2 protein-coding genes are annotated in these 2,893 nt (G+C 59.0%); both read right to left on the bottom strand.

Annotation, left to right across the window (positions count from 1 at the left end; translation table 11 throughout):
• Positions 1–139 precede the first annotated feature (139 nt).
• The gene (locus tag F8N62_RS31060) at positions 140–1,531 is read right to left on the bottom strand and encodes a PLP-dependent aminotransferase family protein (protein ID WP_150714031.1); all 1,392 of its coding nucleotides are present in this window, start codon (positions 1,529–1,531) and stop codon (positions 140–142) included.
• A gap of 272 nt (positions 1,532–1,803) precedes the next feature.
• A complete protein-coding gene (locus F8N62_RS31055) occupies positions 1,804–2,565 on the bottom strand; it encodes an SDR family oxidoreductase (protein WP_150709543.1) in 762 nt (253 codons plus the stop codon).
• Positions 2,566–2,893 lie beyond the last annotated feature (328 nt).

Below are 2,893 nucleotides of genomic sequence, written 5' to 3'. Positions count from 1 at the left end.
TGGCAAAACGTCCTTGCACGGCCGAAATCATTGCACTTAGTCCCCTGACATAGTCTGTTGACGCAGATTCGCAACGCGCCTGTGCCAGCACAAGTCTCTGGCGTCGGAATAATGGCAAAAAGCTACGCCAACGTCGTTTTCAGAACGATTGAGGTCGATCCGCAGCGGTGGCCTGAAAGAACGCCCGGGCTCGCGGATCACAGGCACAGGCCACATTGATCCGCTGCCAGTCACTGGCCTCGCTGGCGGGACTGAATGCCGTCGCGCAAGACAGCAGGACACCGAAGTAATGAGCCTGGGTCCGCACATAGGCGGAGTCGGACTTGCGCGATCGCGCCCAGATGAACAGTCCACCGACGGGCTTGCCGAAGACCTCCCAGCCAGCATCTTCCAGCACCTGCAACGCGGCCTCTCGGTCACTGTTCAAACGCTGACGCAGCCGCACTACCAGCTTGCGATAAGCACCGCTCGCCAGCAGGCGGGCCAGCACCGACTCGCAAAACCCTGAAGCGCCCATGCTGCTGATCATCTTCACCTCCCCCAGTCGCGAGATGACGTCAGTGCCGGCCACTACGAATCCGACCCGTAACGAACTGCTGAGGGTTTTGGAGAAACTGCCGACATAGATTACGTTTTCGTCGACATCCAGAGCGGCGAGCCGTGCCCCGGGGCCACTGTGCAAATCCGCGTAGACGTCGTCCTCGATCACCCGCACGCCGTGGGTTTTTGCCAACTGCAATATCCGCTGAGCCACCACTGGCGTCAGGCTGCAGCCGGTCGGGTTGTGATAGAAGCTATTGCAGAACAGCGCTCGTGGCCTGTGCTTCAGCAGCAACGCTTCCAGCACTACGATGTCAGGCCCGCGCGGCGTGCGCGGCACTTCGATCATGGTGACACCCTGCAATCGTAACAACTCGAACAGCATGGAATAACCGGGGCTTTCGACGACTACGCAATCTCCCGGTTTGAGCAACGTGCGCACGATCAGGTCGAGTGCCTGGCTGGCCCCCGCCGTTGTCATGATGCGATGTTCACCCACGTTGATGTCCAGCTGTTGCAAGCGCTTGCGGATTTGTTGACGCAATGCAGGCAGGCCCAGCGGTGTGCTGTAGTTGAACAGAGCCGCCATGTCGGTACGACTGACTTCCCGGATGGCGTAACTCAAATCATCGGTTTCATGCCAGCTTTCAGGCAGCCCGCCACCCCCCAGTTTCAGCTCACCCAAGGCACTGCCCCGTGTCACTTGCGTGCCTTCGAGCCAGGGTGAATCCCGTTGCCCTTGAGTAGCGGATGCCGGGGCGGCGACAAAAAAACCCGCACCATGACGCGCACCCAGAACGCCTTGCGCCACCAGTCGCTCGCACGCTTCCACGACGCAGGACTGACTGAGTAAATTGATTCGCGCAATTTGCCGGGTGGAAGGCAAACGCGTCCCCGGCGAAACTTCGCACTGACGCAGCCAGCAGGCTAGCGCGTCAACGACTTGCTGTACGACGGGCACCAGGGCCTGTCGGTCGATTCTCAATTCCATGAGCAAGCAAACTCCTGTTCGTTTGACCGGAACAGTTAATCACAGGCTTGCTGGATGGGTTGTGCGACAACGCCGTCAAAACTTGTGGTTCTAACGGCTTGAAACACATTGGCCGGGCGGCCTAAAAATGCGGGCGGGGTTGGGGGTTGAGTACATATCCGTTTTCTTCGCTGATTTGATCGCGCTCATATTCCGGGCAGATGCTCGCTCCCACAGGGGATTGTGTTGGTGCTCACCGGATATGTACGCAACCAACAATTGCGCAATGCGGGTCAGAACGCCGTCACCCCACCATCCACCGCCAACGAATGACCCGTGGTAAACGCCGCGCCATCACTGCACAGATACAACACCGCACTGGCGATTTCTTCGACTTTGCCAATACGCCCCACCGGGTGCATCGCGTTGGCGAATTCGCCTTTCTTCGGATCAGCCTCATAGGCACGGCGGAACATGTCGGTGTCGATCACCGCCGGGCACACCGCGTTCACCCGAATCTTTTTCTTCGCATACTCGATGGCCGCCGATTTGGTCAGGCCGATCACCGCGTGTTTCGACGCCGCATAAATACTCATTTTCGGCGCCGCACCGAGGCCGGCGACCGAAGCGGTATTGACGATCGCACCCCCGCCCTGGGCCAGCAGCAACGGCAACTGGTACTTCATGCACAACCAGACACCCTTGACGTTGACGCCCATGATTGCGTCGAACTCGTCGAGCGTTCCGTCGGCCAGTTTGCCTTTCTCGATTTCGATGCCGGCGTTGTTAAAGGCGTAGTCGAGACGGCCGTAGGCATTCACCACTTCGTCCATCAGATTTTTTACATCGCTTTCCAGCGTGACGTTGCAACGCACGAAGGTCGCTTCGCCACCCGCCGTTCGAATCAGCGCAACGGTGCCCTCGCCACCGGCGGTGTCCATGTCCGCCACTACCACTTTCAACCCTTCGGCGGCGAATGCCTGGGCGGTCGCGCGACCAATGCCATTGGCGCCGCCGGTGACTACAACGACCCGGCCGGAAAACGTCATGCTCATGTGTGTGTGTCCTCGAATAGAAGAAAGTGGGTTGGCGCAGACCCAGTCTAGCCACAGGCGTCCCCGGCGCGGCAGCACTATCAGAAGGCCGGTTGAGCGCCCATGAGTGGTAGTGATAGAACCGCCCGTCTCACTATCACTGCACTGGATCAGGCTGCATTCGCCGCATCAGCCAAACTTGCGGCATCCGCACTGAAGGTCTATCAACAAGGCTTCATTCATCTTGAGTGCCTCTCATGACTACCCAGACCAATCGCCAATTCCTGCTCGCCAAACGTCCAGTAGGCGCGGCAACCCGCGAAACCTTTACCTATCAGGAAGTACCGGT

The sequence above is a fragment of the Pseudomonas fluorescens genome, assembly GCF_902497785.1.
GTDB classification, from domain to species: domain Bacteria; phylum Pseudomonadota; class Gammaproteobacteria; order Pseudomonadales; family Pseudomonadaceae; genus Aquipseudomonas; species Aquipseudomonas fluorescens_BO.
This window is presented reverse-complemented; position numbering and strand designations above follow the sequence as displayed.